Genomic DNA, 18,486 nt, shown 5'->3' with positions numbered 1-18,486 from the left:
CCCCGCAGCCGCCACAAAGCCCTCATTCACGATCGACCCCGCGTCACTGGCGCGTCGCCCGAGTTCATACTCTAAAAGAAGCCGAGCTTCTTCGGGGAGTAGGAGACGAGCATGTTCTTCGTCTGCTGGTAGTGCTCCAGCATCATCTTGTGGGTCTCGCGGCCGATCCCCGACTGCTTGTAGCCGCCGAACGCCGCGTGCGCCGGGTAGGCGTGGTAGCAGTTCGTCCACACCCGGCCCGCCTGGATCGCGCGGCCCGCGCGGTAGGCCGTGTTGATGTCCCGGGTCCAGACGCCCGCGCCCAGGCCGTACGCCGTGTCGTTGGCGATCCGAACGGCGTCGTCGAAGTCCTGGAAGGACGTCACGGACACCACCGGGCCGAAGATCTCCTCCTGGAAGATCCGCATCCGGTTGTCGCCCTCGAAGACGGTCGGCTGGACGTAGAAGCCGCCGGCCAGCTCGCCGTCCAGCTCCTGGCGCTCGCCACCGGTGAGGACCTTCGCGCCCTCCTTGCGGCCGATCTCCACGTACGACAGGACCTTGCGCAGCTGCTCCTCGGAGGCCTGCGCGCCGATCATCGTGTCCGTGTCCAGCGGGTGCCCGGGCACGATCAGTTCGGTGCGCGCCACGGCGGCGTCGAGGAAGTCCCCGTACCGGCCGCGTTCGATCAGGGCGCGCGACGGGCTCGTACACACCTCGCCCTGGTTGAGGGCGAACATCGTGAAGCCCTCCAACGCCTTGTCGCGGAGGTCGTCGTCCGCTGACCAGATGTCGTCGAAGAACAGGTTCGGGCTCTTGCCGCCCAGTTCCAGGGTGACCGGCTTCAGGTGCTCCGCCGCGTACTGCATGATCAGCCGGCCGGTCGCGGTCTCCCCGGTGAAGGCGATCTTCGCCACGCGCGGGCTGGAGGCCAGGGGCTTGCCGGCCTCCTCCCCGAAGCCGTTGACGATGTTCACCACCCCGGGCGGCAGCAGGTCGGCCACCAGGCTCAGCCAGTAGTGCACCGAGGCCGGGGTCTGCTCGGCCGGTTTCAGCACCACCGTGTTCCCGGCCGCCAGCGCCGGGGCCAGCTTCCACACCGCCATCAGGATCGGGAAGTTCCACGGGATGATCTGGCCGACCACGCCCAGCGGCTCGTGGAAGTGGTACGCGACCGTGTCGTCGTCGAGCTGGCTCAGCGCGCCCTCCTGCGCGCGCAGGGCGCCCGCGAAGTACCGGAACTGGTCCACGGCCAGGGGCATGTCAGCCGCCAGGGTCTCCCGTACCGGCTTGCCGTTCTCCCAGGTCTCCGCGACCGCAAGAGCCTCCAGGTTCTGCTCCATCCGGTCCGCGATGCGCAGCAGGATCGACGACCGCTCCGCGACGGAGGTCCGCCCCCACGCGGGCGCGGCCGCGTGGGCCGCGTCCAGCGCGCGCTCCACGTCCTCGGCGGTACCGCGCGCGACCTCCGTGAAGGTCTGGCCGTTGACGGGGGAGGGATCGGCGAAGTACCGCCCCTCGGCGGGCTCCACGTACTCGCCGCCGATGAAGTGGCCGTAGCGCGGCGCGTACGACATGAGCGCCCCCTCGGTACCGGGCGCAGCGTAACGGGCCATGGTGATCCTCCCCTTGCCGGGCGCCGGCCGCGGTCGGACAGCGCTGGCGGTGAGGCTAGGAGCGGGCAGGTTGCGGATACGTTGCACGCCCGCCGCCGAGTTCGCGGTCGAGGGCGTGCACACGGGCCAGCGCGGCCGGCCGGCCATCGGGCGGCAGCACCGTCGCCAGGGCCCGCCACACCTCCGGATCGTCCGCGCCCCACGGGCTGCACACCCAGTCCGTCAGCAGCCCTGCGTCGGCGCGAGCGATCACCGCCGCCCGCGCCTGGTCCTCGATGCGGCGGCGCAGCCGGACGATGCCGGGCGCGGTGGAACCGGGCAGGAGGGCACCCGGATAGCGTTGCAGCGCCGCCGAGACCGCTCCGGAGGCCAACTGCCGCATCACGGCGGTGAAGTCCGCGTCCAGCGGCTCCGGCGTGCGGTACGGCCGCGAGAGCGGCGCCCGGGGACCCAGCAGGCCACGGAGCCGGGAGATTTCGGCGCGCAGGGTGACCGGTGACACCGACTCGTCCTCGTACAGGGCGACCGACAGCTCCTCGCCCGACAGCCCCTCGCCGTGATGGGCGAGCAGGGCCATGATCTCGCTGTGCCGGCGTCCCAGCCGCACCGTACGCCCGCCGGTCACCAGCAGGGCCTCGTCCCGGCCCAGTGCGACGAGGGTGTCACCGGCGGCCGGCGGACCGGGATCGAACAGGGCCAACTGGGCCTCGGCGGCCCGGGCCACCGCCTGTACGAAGGCCAGCGAGTGGGGGTGGGCGAGGCCGTCGCCGCCGGTGATGTCAACCGCGCCCAGCAGCGTACGGGTACGGGGATCCCGCACCGGGGCCGCCGCGCAGGTCCACGGGTGCACACGGCGACTGAAGTGCTCCGCGCCGAAGACCTGCACCGGCTCGCCGACGGCGACCGCCGTACCGGGGGCATTGGTTCCCATGGCCGTCTCGGCCCAACGCGCGCCCGGCACGAAACCGAGCCGCTCGGCCCGCCGCAGCGTGGCCCGTTCACCCTCCACCCAGAGCAGGCTGCCCCGCGCGTCGCACACCGCCAGCAGGTGCGCCCCCTGCGCGGCGAACGCTCCCACCAGATCCCGGAACACCGGCATCACCCGCGCCAGTGCGTGCTGTTCGCGGTACGAGCGCAGCTCCGGCTCGGCCAGCTCCACCCGTGCCGCGCACTCCGGGCTCACCCGGGCCCGCTCGCACCGCCGCCAGGACCTCGCGATCACCGCCCGTACCGGTGCCTCGACCCGCCCGTCCCGGGTGAAGGCGGCGTGCGCCCGCCGCAGTTCGCGCGTCCGCTCTCCGGGGTCGGCCCCGCCCGGCAGCGCCATCGACGCATCCCCCATGCCAGCCTCCCGTGGTGCCGCCCCGTCGCGGCGCCCCCATCGTCGTACCGCCCCGGCACCCCGGCAAGCAGGGCGTCGGCCAGTACGCCGTCGGTCCGCGCCGAACTCCTCGCGAGGCGGCCGCGAGGAGCGGTGAGAGCGATGAGCCGTCCCGGCCGACCGGATCGGCGGAGTGCGCCGGGGCCGTGGGACCTGCGGGATCGGTGGGATCCGTGGGCTCAGCGGCCCCTGTTGAGGTCCGTGGAATCTGGGGGGTTCGTGGGCTCAGGGGTCTCTGCGGGGTCCGTGGGCCGAGCGGGGTCCGTGGGATCCAGCATCGCCAGGGCCGAGGACGGGTCCGGGGCCGACGGGCCCGCCGGGACCCAGCGCCCCGACTCCCGGCGGTACGGCCACCAGCGTCCCTCGCGGCCGAGCCGGAGCTGGCGGTCGCCGTCCCGCGCCGTCCAGCGGGCGCGGACCCGGCGCAGGGCCGGCGCCTCCTCGTCCCCCCGGGCGGCGGCGAGCGCCGCGCGCGCCCGGTCCAGGGTCCGCCGGTCCGGGGTCCAGTCCTCCTCCAGCGCCGCGAGGGCCGGGGCGCCGCCGAACCGCCAGGCCCGTACGGCCAGTTCCAGGGCCGCCCGGCTCCGGCCGCCGGCCGACGCCAGCCGGGTCCGGACCCGCAGGTCACCTCCCTCGGCGGCGAGGCGTACGGCATCCACGGCGAGCGTCGGCGCCGGCTCCGGGACGCGATCGGCGTGGCCCGGCGCCAACGCGTCCGCGAGCAGCCGGTACGCCCGAGCCGCGGCCGCCTGCGCCAGGAACTCCACGGCGTCCACGTCCAGCCCCTCCGGCTCGGACTCCGTGTCCAGCGTCGGCGGCTGGCCCGGTGTGTCCGGCAACGCCGGCGGCGGGGGCAGCGCCGCCGCCGGGCCCCGCTCCGCGTACACCCGCTCCGCCGGCACCCCCTCGTCGGCCGGCTCGACCGGAGCCTGCGCCTGCGCCGTGCTCCGCTCCTCCAGCTCGTCCACCAGCTCCGACTCGCCCCGGCCGCGCAGGAGCAGCAGGACGAAGGGGTCCTGGTCCAGCAGCCGTGCCACCTGGTAGCAGAGGGCCGCCGTGTGCGGGCAGTGGTCCCACTCGCCGCAGTCGCAGCGCGGATCCAGGTCCCCGATCCCGGGGAGGAGATCCACCCCGGCCGCCGCCGCGTCCTCGGCCAGCTCAGGCGGCACCTCGCGGTCCAGCAGCGCGGCGATGTACCCGGACTCCTCGGCCGCGAGCCCCAGCAGCCGGTCCCACTGCGCCCGCGTGAACTCCTGCACCAGCACGTCCGTCCGGTGCGCCGTCCCGTCCGGGTCGCGCACCACGGCCGTGAGCCCGCCGGGGCGCACCGACACCGCCCCCACCACACCCGCCCGCGCGTACCGGCGGCCCGTCCTGACCTGCTCGCCGTCGAGCGCGCTGTCCTCCAGGGCACGCAGCCAGGCGTGGCCCCACCAGGTCCGGGCGAAGCCCCGGCCCGGGGCGGGCGGGAGCGCCGCGAACGTCTTCTCGTACGGGTCCCGGCGGGTCATCCGTCACTCCCCGGGGCCGGGTGCGGCGCGGCGCAGCGCCACGAGTCCGGCCAGTTCGGCATCGGTCAGTTCGGTCAGGGCTCCCTCGCCGCCCGCGAGGACGGCGTCGGCGAGCGCCCGTTTGCGGGTGAGGAGCGCGGCGATGCGGTCCTCGACGGTGCCCTCGGTGATGATGCGGTGGACCTGGACGGGCTGGGTCTGGCCGATCCGGTAGGCGCGGTCGGTGGCCTGCTCCTCGACGGCCGGGTTCCACCAGCGGTCGAAGTGGATGACGTGTCCGGCGCGGGTGAGGTTCAGTCCGGTGCCCGCCGCCTTCAAGGACAGCAGGAACACCGGGACCTCGCCCGCCTGGAAGCGGTCCACCAGCTCCTCGCGCCGCGGCACCGGCGTCCCGCCGTGCAGCAGCTGCGAGGGGATCCCGCGCCCGGCGAGGTGCTTCTCCAGGATCCTGGCCATCGCCACGTACTGGGTGAACACCAGGACCGAGCCGCCCTCGGCCAGGATCGTGTCCAGCAGTTCGTCGAGGAGCTCCGGCTTCCCGGAGCGGGGGCCGTCGCCGCCCGACGGTACCGATCGGCCGCCTTGTTCCTTCAGGTACTGCGCCGGGTGGTTGCAGATCTGCTTGAGCGAGGTCAGCAGCTTGACCACCAGGCCGCGCCGCTCCATGCCGTCCGCCTCCGCGATGGCGGCGAGGGTCTCGCGCACGACGGCTTCGTACAGCGCGGTCTGCTCCCTGCCGAGGGTGACGGCGTGGTCGGTCTCCGTCTTCGGCGGCAGCTCCGGCGCGATCCCGGGGTCGGACTTCTTGCGGCGCAGCAGGAAGGGGCGTACGAGCGCCGCCAGCCGTGCCGCCGCCAGCGGGTCGCGGCCGCTCTCGACGGGCTCGGCGTAGCGGGCGCGGAAGGTACCGAGGCGGCCGAGGAGCCCCGGAGTGGTCCAGTCGAGAACCGCCCACAGTTCCGAGAGGTCGTTCTCGACGGGGGTGCCGGTGAGCGCCACACGGGCCGGGGCCGGGACGGTGCGCAGGGCCCTGGCCGTGGAGGAGCGCGGGTTCTTGACGTGCTGCGCCTCGTCCGCGACGACCAGGCCCCAGGGGACGGCGGCCAGTTCGGGCGCGTCGACGCGCATCGTGCCGTACGTGGTCAGGACGAAGCCCCCGGTGCCTTCGGCGCCGGCGGCGGCGAGGTCCGTCAGGTCGCGCCCCGGGCCGTGGTGGCGGCGTACGGGCGTCCCGGGCGCGAACCTCTCGATCTCCCGCTGCCAGTTGCCCAGCAGGGAGGCCGGGCACACCACGAGCGTGGGCCCGGCGGTGGGGGCCCCGGGCCGGTTGCGGTGCAGGTGGAGCGCGATCAGGGTGACGGTCTTGCCCAGGCCCATGTCGTCGGCGAGGCAGGCGCCGAGACCGAGCGAGGTCATGCGGATCAGCCACCGCAGGCCGCGCAGCTGGTAGTCGCGCAGCGTGGCCCGCAGGCCGGGCGGCGCCTCGGGGGCCGGGTCGTCGTCGGTACGGGTGGTACCTCCCGCAAGGTCTTCCGGGTCGGCCGACAACAGGGCGCGCAGCCGCTCCAGGGCGCCGGCCGCCGCCACCTCCACCCGGCGGCCGTCGATCTCGGCCGAGCCGGTCAGTACGGCGGCCAGCACGTCGGCGGCCGGGACCGCGACCTCCTGGCGGGCGCGGGCCCGGCGGGCTTCGGCGGGGTCGATCAGCACCCACTGGTCGCGCAGCCGGACCAGCGGGCGCTTCGACTCGGCGAGGCGGTCGAGCTCGGCGCGGGTGAGATCGTCCTGGTCGCCGAGGGCGTGGTGCCAGCTGAAGGAGAGCAGGGCGCCGGGGGAGAGCAGGCCGGAGGGGAGGCCGCCGGGGCCGTGCCCGGCGGGGTGCGCCGGATCGGCCGGGTCCGGGGAGCCCGCTACGGCGTGGGCGCGGAGGCTGCGGGCCAGACCGCGCGGCCAGTGCACCTGGACCCCGTCGGCGGCCAGGGCGGCGGATGCCCTCCCGAGCAGCTCCGTGACCTCCTCGTCGGCGAGTGCGACGGCATCGGGAACGGGGGCACCCAGCAGCGGGCCCAGCGGCGGCCACAGGCCGGCGGCGCGGCGCAGGGCGCGCAGGGCGTCCATCCGGGCACCGGACGGAAAGGCTGCCGCGGCGGCGCCGGATCCCGCCCAGACGTCGGCGGCGTCGGCGACCAGGGCGGCGTCGGCCAGGCTGTGCATCTGGAGGACGGCCCGGAAGGCGGGTGCCTCCTCGGCGGGCCGGTCGAGTTCGATCCGCAGGGAGATGCGCACCCCGGAGTCATGGCCCGCGGCCACCTCGGCGGCCCAGCCGCGCAGATCGGTACGCAGCCGGGGCGCGGGGTCGGCGAAGGCCGGCCCGCCGGCGGCGGCGGACGCGGCGGGCGAGCGGGGCAGGGTGTCGGCGACGGCGTCGAGGAAGGCGCGGAGCAGGGGCTGGGGGGCGGGTAGGCGGGGCGGACCCTCCTCGTTCAGCGGGACGCAGTGGGCCTCCGGGGGCATGGCGGCGGCCAGCGCGCGGATCGCGTCGAGGTCGGCCGCGTCGAGGGGACCGATCCGCCAGGCGTCGTGGCCGACGGGACCGAGGCCGGGCAGCAGCAGCCCGCGGGCCGCGAACCCCAGGGCCAGCAGGGTGGCCGCCCCCCAGAACGCGAGGGAGCCGGGGCCGGGCTCGCGGCCGTGCCCGGGTGCGGCGTCGCGTCGGGGGGACGCCGCCCCGGTGCCTTCGGCCGCGTGCGGGAGGCGGGACTCGGCGGCGGCGCGGGCGCGCGTGAGCAGGGGCAGGGCGTCGGCCAAGGGCAGTACGAGCGCGGACACCGTGATCCGTCGCAGGTCGGCCGTGACGACGGTGAGTTCCTCGACGGTGCCCGGCCCGGACCCCGGTCCCGATCCCGATCCGGAGCCCGATCCGGAGCCCGATCCGGAGCCCGATCCGGAGCCCGACGCGGACCCCGGTCCCGACCCGGACTCCGTCCCTGCCTCCGCCCCTGCTCCGGGCGTGGCCCCGGGGGTCTTGCCGTCGGGCCGCCAGAAGGCGATCCGGCCGCTCCGGGCGGGCTCGGAGGGGAGGAAGAGGGCGGAGTGGCGGATGAGGCCGGGGATCTCGTGCAGCACGCATTCCTCAAACTTGACTACCGGCGATGGGGCGGCCGAGATTACCTCACGGGAAGCCTCCACCGGGCGGGGCCGGGCCGTGACCCGGGTCACTTCGGACGCCGATCGGGTGCCCGGGAACGAGCGGCCGCGCCGGCGCGTTGTAGGAGTGCGTGATCGGGTGTGTCAACGGCAGAGAGAGGTGTCCGCGGATGTCCACGAGCGGAAAGGTCGCGGTTGCCGGAGTCGTGGCAGCCATCGTGCTCTTCTGGGCGGTCGGGTTCTGGGCGGGACTGCTGGTCCTGATCGGTGTGCCGGTAGCCGCCTACTTCCTGCTGGACTCCTCCCAGCGGCGTCGCCTGCGGAGCGCGTCGAGGAAGCAGATAGGCCGCTGACGGCTGCGTCGGCGTCCGGCCGAAGCGCCCGCGCCGCCGTCGCTTCGGTGCTCGCGCGGGCGGGCACGGGCTCCGGTGCGAGCCCCTTCGCGGAGCCGTGGCCCGGCGGCGGCGTGGCCGCGTAGGCGTCTGCGCCCTCCGGTTCGACGGGTGCGCGTATGCCCGCGCGCGGAAGCCGCCGGAGCCCGCCCGGCCCGGTGGAGCGGTCGACGCCGCCGCGCCTGCCTCCGCGTCGTTGCGGCACCCCGGCGCGGTCCGGCGGAGCGTCGACGCCGCCGTTGCGCCTTCGCGCCGTCGTAGCACTCAGACCGGGCGGACCGCGACGCGGTCCAGCGCGGCCAGCAGGTCCGGCAGTTCCGGATCCCCTTTCCGGGGGACGGCGAGCACCTCGCCGGGCTCCTCGTCCAGCAGGACGAACGCGGCGTCACCCGTTCGGGCGACCAGCGACCAGCCCGGCCCGTCCGCGCGCAGCGTGCGGGAGCCCTCCGCGGCGAAGGAGGACCGCACTCGGCCCGGTGGGGGCGGGGTCCGCGTGTACTCCAGGGCCTCCGCCAGCACCCGGGCCATCCCGGGGTGCGCGGCGGCCGCGGCCCCGCCGTCCCTCGCCTCGCGCTCGCGCCAGTCCGCCCATTCGCGGGCGATCTGGTCGGCGCCCATCCGCCGCTGCACCGGTCCCCACGCGCCGGCCGCGGGCGGTGCCAGCGGCACCCGGCCCGTCCCGTCCGCGCCCTGCTCCGGATCGTGGGGTTCCGGGATTCCGGAGGCGGCCACGGACAGGTCCAGCGGCCAGCCCGCCAGCGAGACCACGATCGTGCGCTCGTCGGGGGAGAGGTCGTAGTCCATCCCGCAGTCCCAGGAGGCGATGGCGGTCGCGACGAGCGAGACGTCGTCCACGACGACGGTCCAGCGCGCACCGTCCTCGTCCTGGCCCAGCACCAGCCCGTAGCCCTCCCCGGCCGGCTCCACCCCGAGCACCGAGCAGGCCTCGGGGAAGTCGTCGCCCAGGACGCCCGGGAACTGCGCCGGAGTCAGCAGCACGGCGGTCAGCACGTAAAGCGAGCCGCCACCCTCGTCGTCGGACACCTGGCCTCCTGGTCGCTCACCCGTCGGCGCACCCTAACCAGCCGGTAAGCCGCCCGTCGAGGGCCTGCGGGTGACGATTTCCAAGCCCGCTACCTGCACGTAGAGTTGGGCACCCGCCACAGAAAGGGACGCCCGGTGCAGCGTTACGACCGGCTGAGGGAGATCCTCCGGCTCGACCCGGACAGGGATTTCCTCGCCATCTACCGGCTGACCGCCACCTACGAATTCCCCTGGGACTTCACCCGCGCCCTGGAACTCGCCCTGTTCCGCACCTACGCCGTCCCCGCCGTCGGCCGCCTGCTCGCCGAGACGGCGGAGTTCACCGAGCGCGCCCAGAAGCGCTACGACGACACCGCCCTGCTCCTCGACGCGATCGTGGAGCACGGCTTCGAGAGCGACACCGGCCGCACCGCCATCCGCCGCGTCAACCAGATGCACCGCAGCTACGACATCAGCAACGACGACATGCGCTACGTGCTGTGCACGTTCGTCGTCGTTCCGGCGCGCTGGCTGGACGCGTACGGCTGGCGTCCGCTGACCCACCACGAGCGGCGGGCCTCCGCGAACTACTACGCCGCGCTCGGCCGCCACCTGGGCATCACGGACATCCCGGGCTCCTACGAGGAGTTCGAGGCCACCCTGGACGCCTACGAGGAGGCGCACTTCGGCTGGGACGAGGGCGGTCGCGCGGTCGCCGACTCGACCATCGACCTGATGGCCTCCTGGTACCCGGCGCCGCTCGCGCCCGCCGTGCGCGGCGCGAGCCTCGCCCTGCTCGACGAGCCGCTGCTGGACGCTTTCCGGTTCGAGCGCCCCCGCCCCGCGGTCCGGCGGCTGGTCCGGGGCGCGCTGCGGCTGCGCGGGCGCGCGGTACGGCTCCTGCCGCCGCGCAGCGCCCCGCACTACGGTCGGCAGAACCCGGAGATCAAGGGCTACCGGGGCGGCTACGACGTGGGGGAGCTCGGCACGTTCCCGGTGCCGGGCGCGGGCGGATGCCCCGTACCCCATCCACGGCGGCCCGCCGGAGCCCAGGCCCAGCCTCCGACGTGATCCCGAGGGCCGCCGTCCGCAACGCGGCGCCGACGCGTCCCCCGGGCCTCGGGAGCGGACCGGCCGGCCTCGGGAGCGGACCGGCCGTCCCGCGAGTGGACCGACCGTGCTCGGAAGCGGAGGGCCGTCCAGCGGACCGCCGCCCTCAGGAGCGGACCGCCAGGGCCAGAAAGCGGGCGTCCTCGTCGGAGTACGAGGTCATCTTCCAGCCCGCGTCGGCGAGCACAGGGCCCAGGTTGTGCTCGGCCCGCAGGTCCTGCGCGGTCAACTCCCGGCCCTGGCGAGCGGCCAGTGCGGCGCGCCCGATCGGGTGGAAGAGCGCGAGCCGGCCCCCGGGGCGCACCACCCGGGCCAGTTCGCGCAGGTTCGCCGCCGGGTCGGGCAGATGGGCGATGAGCCCGGCCGCGAACACGGCGTCCAGCGCGCCGTCCCGCAGCGGCAACCGGGCCACGTCCGCCAGCAGCAGGGCGCCTTCCGCGGCCCGCCCGGCGCGCCGGGCGGCGTCCAGCATCTGCGGGGTGAGGTCCATGCCGAGCACGGTGCCGGACGGCCCGACGGCCGCCCGCAGAGGGGTCAGGGCGCGGCCGGTCCCGCAGCCCGCGTCGAGCACACGGTCGCCGGGCCGCAGCCCGAACTCGGTCACCGCGGTGGTGAAGGCGGGCCCGTCCGCCGGGAACTTGCGGTCCCAGTCGGCGGCGCGCACCCCGAAGAACTCCTGCACGTGCGTGTGGTCTTCGCTCATGTGCCCATGATCCCCCACGGCCCGAGCCCTGCGGTGCGTGTGCAAGGTGGTACGCCGGGTGATCGAAGGAGAACGTAGCTCTGTCATATTCCAGCACTTACAGCTGCTTTCGAAATGCTTCCCTTGTTCGCGCCCTCACCCGGACTAGCGTCCCGTGGCCATGGGACACCTGGACCACGCCGCCTATGGCTGGCTGACACCCGCGCTGTCATACGTGATGGCATCGATCGGCGCCGCCCTCGGGCTGCGCTGCACCGTCCGCGCGCTCGCCGCGACCGGATCCTCCCGCCGCAACTGGCTCCTCACCGCGGCCTCCGCCATCGGCACCGGCATCTGGACGATGCACTTCGTCGCGATGCTCGGCTTCCACGTCACCGGCACCGAGATCCACTACAACGTGCCCCTCACCATCCTCAGCCTGCTGGTCGCCGTGCTGGTCGTGGGCGCCGGGGTCTTCGCCGTCGGCTACGGCAAGGACCGCGGCCGCTCCCTCGTGCTGGGCGGCCTCACCACCGGCATCGGCGTCGCGAGCATGCACTACCTCGGCATGGCGGCGCTGCGCCTGCACGGAGAGGTCTCGTACGACCCGCTGATGGTCGGACTCTCCGTCGTGATCGCCGTGGTCGCCGCCACCGCCGCCCTGTGGGCCGCGCTCAACATCAGGTCACCGGTGGCCGTGGCCGTCGCCTCCCTCGTCATGGGCGCCGCCGTCAGCAGCATGCACTACACCGGGATGACGGCCGTCGGCGTCAGCGTCGCCCCCTCGAACGCGGCCCTGCCCGGCGCCACGGCCATGCAGTTCATCTTCCCGCTCGCCGTCGGGCTCGGCTCCTACCTCTTCATCACCGCCGCCTTCGTCGCGCTCTCACCGACCGCTGACGAGCGCGCCGCCTCCGCCTCCGCCCGGCATCTGGGGGAGCACCCCGCGCCCGCCCACTGACGGACCTCCGCCGCAGCACCGCCGCCCGTAGGAGGCCGGCCCGCGGCACGCCGCACCTGTCGCACGTACCGCCCCGGAACGAGGAGCCCATGCGCACACCCCGCAGACAACCGGAACCAGCGACGCCGCGGCTGCCCGCGCCCGCGGCGCGCGGCCGCCGGGCGCACGCCGGGGCGCCGGCCGAGGAGCCGCCGGGGCACGAGCCGCCGCGCGCGCCGGTCGGCCCCGCGCCCGCCGCCCGGGGAGCGAGGCGTCGGCCGGGGCTACGGCCCGGAACCGTCCGGGCGAAGATCGTCTCGCTCCTGATGGTGCCGGTGGTCTCCCTCCTCGCCCTGTGGGCCTTCGCCACGGTCAGTACGGCCCAGGACATCGCGCGCCTGAGCCGGGTCCAACGCGTCGACGCCGAGATACGCGCCCCCGTCGCAGCGGCCGTGGCCGAGCTCCAGGCCGAACGGCGCGTCGCCGTCGGCTCGTTCGCCGGTCCGGCCGCCACCCGGGGCACCGACCTGGAACAGCAGGCCCGCCGCACCGACGCCGCCGTGCAGCGGCTCCGGCTCGGTGACCGGCACACCGTGGCCGACTCCGGCGACCACCGCGCGGACGTGGTCGTCCGGCTGGGCGCCTTCGTCGCCGCCGCCGAGGCGCTCGGAACGGCCCGCGAGGACATCCGCGAGGGACGCGCGACCCCCGAGGCGGCGTACGAGACCTACACCCGCGTCGTCGACCGGGCCCTCGCCGTCACCGGAGCCCTGACCGGCGGCCAGGACGCCGAATTCGCCACCGACTCCAGGGTCCTGCTCGAATTCACGAGGGCCGGGGAGCTGCTCTCCCGCGAGGACGCGCTGCTCGCTCTGCCCGGCCCGCGCAGCGCCGAAACACTTCGCCTGCTGACCGGCGCGGTCGAGACCCGGCGCGCCCTGACCGACGCCGCCACGCGCGACCTCCCCGCCGCGCAGCAGGGCGCCTGGCAGTCCGTCACCAAGAGCGCCGCCTACGCCGAACTCGCCGGTGCCGAGGACCGGGCCCTCGCCGCCGGGACCGGCCGGGAGGCGCAAGGAGCGCCTGCGGGCTGGGAAGCCGCCCACGCCGCCGTCGGCGCCTCGATCCGGGAGATCGACGCGGCCGCCCACGCGGCCGCCACCGACCGGGCCGACCCCTTCGCGGAGGGGGCGCTCACCGCGGCGGGAGCCGCCGTCCTCCTCGGCCTGGCGGCCGTCGCCGCCTCCCTGGTCATCTCCGTCCGCATCGGCCGGGCCCTCGTCGTGGAACTCGTCTCCCTGCGCAACAGCGCCCTGGAGATCGCCCACCGCAAGCTCCCGCACGCCATGGACCGGCTCCGCGCCGGGCAGGACATCGACGTCACGGCCGAAACCCCGCCCGGACCGGTCGCGGACGACGAGATCGCCCAGGTCGGCGAGGCCCTCGCCACCGTCCACCGCGCCGCGCTCAGCGCGGCCGTCGAGCGGGCGGAGCTGGCCAGCGGGGTATCGGGCGTCTTCGTCAACCTCGCCCGCCGCAGCCAGGTCCTCGTGCACAAGCAGCTCACCCTGCTCGACTCGATGGAACGGCGCGCCGACGACCCCAACGAGCTCGGCGACCTCTTCCGCCTCGACCACCTCACGACCCGGATGCGTCGGCACGCCGAGAGCCTGATCATCCTGTCGGGAGCCGCCCCGGGCCGGGCCTGGCGGATGCCGATCCCGCTCACGAACGTCGTACGGGCCGCCGTCTCGGAGATCGAGGACTACCCCCGCGTCGAGGTCCGCCGGCTCGCCGAGGCCGCCGTCGTCGGCGGCGCCGTCGCCGACCTCACCCACCTGCTCGCCGAACTCATCGAGAACGCCACCCAGTTCTCCCCGCCGCACACCAAGGTCTGCGTCAGCGGTGAGCCCGTAGGAGCCGGCTACGTCCTGGAGGTCGAGGACCGGGGGCTGGGCATGGGACGCGAATCCCTCAACGACGCCAACCGCCGCATCGAGCAGTCCGAGGCGCTCGATCTCTTCGACAGCGACCGGCTCGGACTCTTCGTGGTCAGCCGCCTCTCGGCGCGCCACGGCGTCAAGGTGCACCTGCGCACCTCACCCTACGGCGGCACCACCGCCGTGGTGCTCCTGCCGAACTCCCTGCTCCAGGGCGCGATCACGGTCGGGACGCCCGCTTCCGCCGCCGACCTGGAGCCCGGCACCGCAGCCGCCGCCTCCGTCTCGGCCGTGCCGGGAACGGCACGGTCCCGGGCGCGTGCGGAGGCCTTCGTCGAAGGGGAGCAGCCGCCCGCCATGACCGTCGTACGGGAGGACGAGCGCCCCTCGGCGGTACGGGAGGAGGTCCGCGGCATCCCGGCCCCGGAGCGCCCCTCCGCGCCGCGGGAATCGGGGACGGCGCCGGTCGCCGCCCTGCGCCCGCGCGGTCCCGGCGGCGGGACGATCCGTACGCGGCCGGTCTCCTCGGGCGCGGCCCCCTCCGTACCGGCGGGCTCCCCGCCGCCCCTCGCCTCGGCGCCGCCGGCGGCCCCCGTCGCGTCGGTGGGCGAACTGCCGCGCCGGACGCGCCAGGCCAGCCTCGTCCCGCAACTGCGGGAGGCCCCCGCCCCGAAGGCCCCGGCCGCCGACCGCACCTCCGAGGACCCGCCGGGCCGCAGCCCCGAGCAGGCCCGGGACCGGATGGCGGCCTACCGGGCCGGCTGGGCGCGCGGCGCCCAGGAGAACTCCCCCCACGCAGGCAGAGAAGGAGAACTGTGATGATCGAACACCAGGGAGTCGGCCTCGACGGCGGACGCAGATCCGGGGAACTGGACTGGCTGCTGGACGACATGGTGGTACGCGTCCGCGAGGTCCGGCACGCCGTCGTCCTGTCCAACGACGGTCTGGCCGTCGGTTCCTCCAGCGCCCTGAGCCGGGAGGATGCGGAGCACCTGGCCGCCGTGGCCTCCGGCTTCCACAGTCTCGCCAAGGGCGCGGGCCGCCACTTCCACGCCGGGGGCGTGCGCCAGACCATGGTGGAGATGGACGAGGGGTTCCTCTTCGTAGCCGCCGCCGGGGACGGCTCCTGCCTGGCCGTTCTCAGTGCCGCCAGCGCCGATATCGGGCTGATCGCGTACGAGATGGCCCGGCTCGTCAAGCGCGTCGGAGAGCATCTGTACACACCGCCCCGGTTCGCGGCGCGACCGCCCGCCGCCGGCTGAGGGCGGCCCGTTACGTGAACGGCCATTGGTACGACGCCGACGCGGGCCCGCTCGTCCGTCCGTACGCCATGACCGGCGGGCGTACGAAGCCCGGTCCCCACGGGGTCCGCTTCGACCTGATCGCCCTGGTCGTCGTGGACCCGGAGGGTACGGACGCGGCGACGGAGTCGCTGCTCGGCCCCGAACACCGGGCGCTGCTCGGGCTCTGCCGGTCCGAGACCCAGTCGGTCGCGGAGCTCTCCGCCGACGCGGATCTGCCCGTAGGGGTGGTTCGGGTGCTCCTGGGGGACCTGTTGGAGGGCGGGCACGTCAAGGTGAGCAGGCCGGTACCACCCGCGCAGCTGCCGGACGAGCGGATTCTGCGGGAAGTCATCGAGGGATTGCGAGCGCTGTGATGGGACAACACGACAACGGACCGGCCGGCGGCGGGGGCCCGGCGTCCGCGCCGGACGGCGAGTCCGGTGACGACACCGACCTGGCCGCGCTCGCACTGAAGATCCTGGTGGCGGGCGGCTTCGGGGTCGGCAAGACCACGCTGGTGGGCGCGGTGAGCGAGATCCGGCCCCTGCGGACGGAGGAGGTGCTGAGCGAGGCGGGCGAACTCGTCGACGACACGGGCGGCGTGGGCCAGAAGACGACCACGACCGTGGCCATGGACTTCGGCCGGATCACCATTCGGTCCGGGCTCTCGCTGTACCTGTTCGGAACGCCGGGGCAGGACCGCTTCTGGTTCCTGTGGGACGAGCTGTCCCAGGGGGCGCTGGGCGCGGTGGTGCTGGCGGACACGCGGCGGCTGGAGGACTGCTTCCCGGCGGTGGACTACTTCGAGCACCGGCGGATCCCGTTCGTGGTGGCCGTCAACTGCTTCACGGACGCGCGGCGGTACGGCGCGCACGACGTGTCGCGGGCGCTGGACCTGGACCAGGGCACGCCGGTGGTGCTGTGCGACGCGCGGGACAGGGATTCGGGGAAGGAAGTGCTGATCCGGCTGGTCGAGTACGCCGGGCGGGTGCACACCGCCCGGCTGCTCGATTCCGTCGGGCCGCAGGCCGGTTCGGGGTGAACGACCGGCCGCCGTGCCCCGCGCCCCGCAGGCGTCGTGCCCCGCACGCGCCGCGCTCCGTGACCGTCGGGCGGCGGCGTCAGTCCGCCACGTCGGCGGTGGCGATCACCTTGTCGATGGGCACCCGGACGAGGAGTTCGCCCGGGACGGCATTGCGGCGGCCGAAGGCCTCGGCGCGTTCCTCGCCCATGTAGCGGGCGCCGATCACGGTCGCCCAAGTGAGCAGGGCGTCCGCGCCGTCGGCGTACTCGGTGATCTCGGCGCTGCCCTGGAGCACCACGTAGGAGAACGGAGGCCGGTCGTCGTCCACGCAGAGCGCCACGCGGCCGTCACGGGTCAGGTTCCGTCCCTTGACGGTGTCCCTGCCCGTGGTGAAGACGAAGGAGTCGCCGTCGAGCACGAACCAGACGGGGGCGATGTGCGGGGCTCCGTCCTCGCGGACGGTGGACAGTTTGCCGGTGCGGGTGGAGCGGGAGACGAACTCCCGCCATTCCTCTTGCGTCATCTTCTTCGCCATGAGGGCATCCTCCTTGCCGGAAAGACACTGGTGGGGAAGGCTTGCGGCAGGACTACGCGGGTGGGGCGGGGCCATGCCGGCCGCGTCTACGGGGAGGGGCTCGAAATGGCACTGGACAAGCAGCTGGACTGGCTGCTGGACGACCTGACCCGCAGGGTCCAGCAGGTGCGGCACGCGGTCGTGCTGTCCAACGACGGACTGGTGACGGGTGCCAGTGCGGGACTCGCGCGGGAGGACGCGGAGCACCTGGCCGCCGTCGCGGCCGGTCTGCAGAGCCTGGCGAAGGGGTCGGGGCGGCACTTCCGGGCCGGGGAGGTCCGGCAGACGATGGTCGAGTACGACGAGGGGGTCCTCTTCGTCATGGCGGCGGGTGCGGGCAGTTGCCTGTGCGTGCTGAGTGCCGCCGAGGCGGACATCGGCCAGGTCGCCTACGAGATGACGCTGCTGGTGAACCGGGTGGGCGAGCACCTCGGGGTGGCGGAGCGGCGGATCACGGGCGGCTGATCGGGGGCGGGCGGCGGAGGTCCGGGCCCGGGCGGAGGTCCGGGCGGAGGTCCGGCGAAGTTTTCCACAGGCCTCGCGGGGTGTCGTGACGTTCGGTTACGGTCTTTACACAGAGTAATCGCTGCTGGTGGAGGAGGACCGTGATGATGACGATGGTTACCGTCCTGAGGGACGATACGGCCGGGTGCGCGGGCGCGGGGGAGCGCGGAGAGACGGCCGTGAGCGGAGTGCGCGCCGCGGCGGAGCTGGGCCTGACCCGGAGCGAGTTCGCGCGGGCCGTGCAGTTGGGGATCGTTCGCGCCGGGCCGCCGGCGCCGGGCGGGGCCGCGCGCTACACATGGGCCGAGCTGGAACGGGTCCGATCTGCCGAGGGGCAGGACGGGGACGGGCAGGACGGGGACGGGTCGGCCGGGGGCGGGCCGAACGGGGTGTGGCCGAAGGAGGGCCGGCCGCCGGACGCGTTGCGCGCGAAGGTCGAGGCGGTGGCGGGAGCGCAGGCCGCCGCCGAGGTGCTGGGCGTCGGCCCCAGCCGGTTCACCCGCCTCGCGCGCTGCGGGCGCCTCAGCCCCGTCGGCTACCGCGTCAACCGGTACCGGGCCGTGGTGTGGCTCTATCTGGCCTCGGAGCTGCGGGAGTTCGCCGCGCGGGAGCCGGGCGCCCTGCGCGGGGCCGCGCCACCGGAGGACCGGGAGCTGATGACGGCCGGGGCGGACCTGCGCCCGAGGCGCTGGCGCGGCCGGCACGTCGGGCTACTGCTGAGACGGACCGCCGATCCGTGGGAACGCGCGGCGGTCCTGGCCTCCGTACTGCCCGAGGAGGAGCTGGTGGAGGCGGTGCCCGATCCGGCGGAGCGGATCGTGCTGGCCGCGCTCGCCCCGCCTGCGCCGTACGGGCATCCCCAGGTCCCGGCGGCCGCGGCCGTGGCGCGGCGGCTGCTCACGGCCGAGCCCCCGGAGGAGGTCCACTGGTACCGCACCAGCCTGGACTTCGCCCTGCGCGGGGCGCGCGGTCAGTCGAAGTCGACGGGGGAGAGGGGGCCGACGTAGACCCAGGCCCCGTCCTCGCGGGAGAAGGCGCTGTGCTCGTGCAGCGAGCCGGTGTGCGGCCCCTCGCGGTAGTGAGCCCGGAACTCCACCGAGCCCTCCGTGTCGAACATCCCGCCGCGTTCGGTGGCCAGGACCTCCAACCGCTCCCAGCGCTGCCCCGGGTCGAGATCGAGGTGGGCCGGGCGGGTCGAGGAGTGCCACGAGCGCATCAGATAGGCGGTGTCGCCGACGGCGAAGGCGCTGAACCGTGAGCGCATCAACTGCTCGGCGGTGGGGGCCTGCCGCGTACCGGAGTGGAAGCGGCCGCAGCACTCGGTGTATGCGGCGGGCAGCCCGCAGGGGCAGGACAGGACGGGGGTGGACATGGGCGTAC

17 protein-coding genes are annotated in these 18,486 nt (G+C 74.8%); 9 read left to right on the top strand and 8 right to left on the bottom strand.

The window, feature by feature from the left end; all coding sequences use genetic code 11:
* Window positions 1–71 precede the first annotated feature (71 nt).
* The 4 genes from exaC to ACWFQ8_RS06660 all read right to left on the bottom strand — a co-directional run bounded on the left by exaC (window position 72) and on the right by ACWFQ8_RS06660 (window position 7,613).
* A complete protein-coding gene (exaC, locus tag ACWFQ8_RS06675; RefSeq protein WP_453785098.1) occupies window positions 72–1,595 on the bottom strand; it encodes an acetaldehyde dehydrogenase ExaC in 1,524 nt (507 codons plus the stop codon).
* Between the two features lie 55 nt (window positions 1,596–1,650).
* Window positions 1,651–2,937: a GAF domain-containing protein gene (locus ACWFQ8_RS06670; RefSeq protein ID WP_453785097.1), complete on the bottom strand. Its 1,287-nt coding sequence runs from the start codon at window positions 2,935–2,937 to the stop codon at window positions 1,651–1,653.
* Window positions 2,938–3,155: 218 nt separating this feature from the next.
* Window positions 3,156–4,487 carry an SWIM zinc finger family protein gene (locus ACWFQ8_RS06665; protein WP_453785096.1) on the bottom strand — a complete coding sequence of 444 codons (1,332 nt, stop codon included), beginning with the start codon at window positions 4,485–4,487 and terminating at the stop codon, window positions 3,156–3,158.
* A gap of 3 nt (window positions 4,488–4,490) precedes the next feature.
* Window positions 4,491–7,613: a DEAD/DEAH box helicase gene (locus tag ACWFQ8_RS06660; protein ID WP_453785095.1), complete on the bottom strand. Its 3,123-nt coding sequence runs from the start codon at window positions 7,611–7,613 to the stop codon at window positions 4,491–4,493.
* A 191-nt stretch (window positions 7,614–7,804) separates the two neighbouring features.
* On the opposite strand from ACWFQ8_RS06660, the gene ACWFQ8_RS06655 reads away from it, so the two are divergent.
* On the top strand, window positions 7,805–7,987 hold the full coding sequence (locus tag ACWFQ8_RS06655) for a hypothetical protein (protein ID WP_453785094.1): 183 nt from the start codon (window positions 7,805–7,807) through the stop codon (window positions 7,985–7,987).
* Between the two features lie 303 nt (window positions 7,988–8,290).
* Here ACWFQ8_RS06655 and ACWFQ8_RS06650 read toward each other — a convergent pair whose 3' ends face one another.
* A complete protein-coding gene (locus tag ACWFQ8_RS06650; protein WP_453785093.1) occupies window positions 8,291–9,070 on the bottom strand; it encodes a hypothetical protein in 780 nt (259 codons plus the stop codon).
* A gap of 135 nt (window positions 9,071–9,205) precedes the next feature.
* On the opposite strand from ACWFQ8_RS06650, the gene ACWFQ8_RS06645 reads away from it, so the two are divergent.
* Window positions 9,206–10,120: an oxygenase MpaB family protein gene (locus ACWFQ8_RS06645; RefSeq protein ID WP_453785092.1), complete on the top strand. Its 915-nt coding sequence runs from the start codon at window positions 9,206–9,208 to the stop codon at window positions 10,118–10,120.
* A 145-nt stretch (window positions 10,121–10,265) separates the two neighbouring features.
* On the opposite strand, the gene ACWFQ8_RS06640 is transcribed toward ACWFQ8_RS06645, so the two are convergent.
* Window positions 10,266–10,862, bottom strand: coding sequence for a class I SAM-dependent methyltransferase (locus ACWFQ8_RS06640; protein ID WP_453785091.1), 597 nt, complete (start codon window positions 10,860–10,862; stop codon window positions 10,266–10,268).
* A gap of 160 nt (window positions 10,863–11,022) precedes the next feature.
* On the opposite strand from ACWFQ8_RS06640, the gene ACWFQ8_RS06635 reads away from it, so the two are divergent.
* The 5 genes from ACWFQ8_RS06635 (at window position 11,023) to ACWFQ8_RS06615 (ending at window position 16,046) form a co-directional block, all read left to right on the top strand.
* The gene (locus tag ACWFQ8_RS06635; protein ID WP_453785090.1) at window positions 11,023–11,802 is read left to right on the top strand and encodes an MHYT domain-containing protein; all 780 of its coding nucleotides are present in this window, start codon (window positions 11,023–11,025) and stop codon (window positions 11,800–11,802) included.
* 89 nt (window positions 11,803–11,891) lie between these two features.
* Window positions 11,892–14,540: a sensor histidine kinase gene (locus tag ACWFQ8_RS06630; protein ID WP_453785089.1), complete on the top strand. Its 2,649-nt coding sequence runs from the start codon at window positions 11,892–11,894 to the stop codon at window positions 14,538–14,540.
* Complete coding sequence (locus ACWFQ8_RS06625; RefSeq protein WP_453785088.1) at window positions 14,540–14,983, top strand: roadblock/LC7 domain-containing protein; 444 nt, start codon at window positions 14,540–14,542, stop codon at window positions 14,981–14,983. The genes ACWFQ8_RS06630 and ACWFQ8_RS06625 overlap by 1 nt, the downstream gene beginning before the upstream one ends.
* A gap of 14 nt (window positions 14,984–14,997) precedes the next feature.
* The gene (locus ACWFQ8_RS06620; protein ID WP_453785087.1) at window positions 14,998–15,378 is read left to right on the top strand and encodes a DUF742 domain-containing protein; all 381 of its coding nucleotides are present in this window, start codon (window positions 14,998–15,000) and stop codon (window positions 15,376–15,378) included.
* A complete protein-coding gene (locus ACWFQ8_RS06615) occupies window positions 15,378–16,046 on the top strand; it encodes a GTP-binding protein (RefSeq protein ID WP_453785086.1) in 669 nt (222 codons plus the stop codon). Before ACWFQ8_RS06620 ends, ACWFQ8_RS06615 begins: the two co-directional genes overlap by 1 nt.
* Before the next feature lie 79 nt (window positions 16,047–16,125).
* Here ACWFQ8_RS06615 and ACWFQ8_RS06610 read toward each other — a convergent pair whose 3' ends face one another.
* Complete coding sequence (locus tag ACWFQ8_RS06610) at window positions 16,126–16,563, bottom strand: PPOX class F420-dependent oxidoreductase (RefSeq protein WP_453785085.1); 438 nt, start codon at window positions 16,561–16,563, stop codon at window positions 16,126–16,128.
* 105 nt (window positions 16,564–16,668) lie between these two features.
* On the opposite strand from ACWFQ8_RS06610, the gene ACWFQ8_RS06605 reads away from it, so the two are divergent.
* The gene (locus ACWFQ8_RS06605; protein WP_365916468.1) at window positions 16,669–17,067 is read left to right on the top strand and encodes a roadblock/LC7 domain-containing protein; all 399 of its coding nucleotides are present in this window, start codon (window positions 16,669–16,671) and stop codon (window positions 17,065–17,067) included.
* Between the two features lie 143 nt (window positions 17,068–17,210).
* Window positions 17,211–18,113: a DUF6397 family protein gene (locus ACWFQ8_RS06600; RefSeq protein ID WP_453785084.1), complete on the top strand. Its 903-nt coding sequence runs from the start codon at window positions 17,211–17,213 to the stop codon at window positions 18,111–18,113.
* Here the strand turns inward: ACWFQ8_RS06600 and ACWFQ8_RS06595 are convergent.
* On the bottom strand, window positions 18,077–18,478 hold the full coding sequence (locus ACWFQ8_RS06595) for a YchJ family protein (RefSeq protein WP_453785083.1): 402 nt from the start codon (window positions 18,476–18,478) through the stop codon (window positions 18,077–18,079). The genes ACWFQ8_RS06600 and ACWFQ8_RS06595 overlap by 37 nt on opposite strands.
* Window positions 18,479–18,486 lie beyond the last annotated feature (8 nt).

The organism is Streptomyces sp. NPDC055254, assembly GCF_053606025.1.
This window is presented reverse-complemented; position numbering and strand designations above follow the sequence as displayed.